General features: G+C 30.6%; 2 protein-coding genes. Both read right to left on the reverse strand.

Features of this window, described 5'->3' with window-relative positions; translation table 11 throughout:
* Positions 1–248: glycosyltransferase (locus tag AC1DWB_RS35080; RefSeq protein WP_477545688.1), on the reverse strand; the 248-nt coding region annotated here is incomplete at its 3' end.
* The coding region (locus tag AC1DWB_RS35085) for an O-antigen ligase family protein (RefSeq protein ID WP_477545689.1) at positions 226–1,445 on the reverse strand (1,220 nt) is incomplete at its 5' end. The genes AC1DWB_RS35080 and AC1DWB_RS35085, both read right to left, overlap by 23 nt.

The raw sequence follows: 1,445 nt of genomic DNA on the forward strand, positions 1-1,445 counted from the left end.
TTTATCATTTGTTTTAACCGATTAAAATTTTTTAAGTACAGCCATAGTTTGTAATAATTTTTATCATAACGATTTATCTGATTTTTTTTGACGCCAAGAGAATAAATTTTTATGCCGCTCAAATGGTATTGTTCTTGATCATAATCCGTTATACCTATTATATTCACATCAAGCCCGCTATCTACTAATGATTTCGCCCACTTTTTTGTATGTGAAGAGCCCGGGTCAGCCAGTAAAAGTATTTTCACTTTTGCACCTCTTATAATTGTTAATAGTAGCAATTGATATGCCAAATAGTATCCACATTGGAAACTCATAAATAACACTACTTGAACTTACCGCTCCAACAACAAACCCTATAAGAGATAAAGAAGTTGCTGCTCCAAAATATTTCAGACTTTGTTCGTATGAATTTAGATAAGTAAGATAGCAATTCCATATTAGTAATCCATACCAACTAAAGAATATCAGTGAAAATAACCAGCCGCTATCAACTAACATCTCAACCCAAAAGTTATGCATACTTATTCGAGTATCCTCTAAATTAGGTTGTATATCTTTGTTTCCCGAATTACCTCCACCAACACCTAGTCCATATGATTCAATGAAAGCTCTGAGACCATTTTCAATATATAATTGCCTGACTCCGATTGAATCCATGCTTTCTTCTTTTTTACTAAAATACTTCTCAAGAGCATCAAATGAATGAGTGATACCTTGAATTTGCTTAATCTGTTTAATATTTGGGGGCATGTTTACAGAAACAACTAACAAAATAGGTATTAGAATAAAGATAATTGAAATCATTCTAATTGATCGTCTTTTACTATAGAAGAAAGAATATATAAAGAACATAAATATAATAGCTAAAATGTTACCCCGAGAATCAGCAGAGATAACCAGTGTTAATACTGCAATTATTCCAAGATACTTGTATTTTTGCTGATTTAAAAATAAAAAAAATGGGAATAGCATTGAAACTACCGTAGCAAAACTATTTGTATTCCATCTAAATCCAGTAGGCAATGTTTTAAAATAAGTGATCAAGTCATTATCATGTAATCCTTCTAATAGAGATGGTCTCCCAAAAAGATGGACAATTGAAGAATATGGAGAAATGGGCAGCCGAAATGGAGTAAACACCTCAAAAAGAGATAAAATCATTTCAATTAGAAATGTTATTCCAATAATTCTTACAATTTTCTGTTGACGTATAAGATCTGAACAATAATATATTATTGTTAAAGAAATGCTTGCGCCACAGAAAATATAGAAAACATATTCTAAAGAATATACTTTGTTTATCGCCCATAAAACTGATATAGTATACCAAAAAAACATGAAGAAAAATAAGTAATGAAATCGGGTGGGTTGCTTTAATCGTATGGGGAGTTTTTTTTCTAAATGCAAATATACTACTGATATAACTAACAATAATAGTGCTA

The sequence above is a fragment of the Paenibacillus sp. P4_E11 genome, from assembly GCF_056401635.1.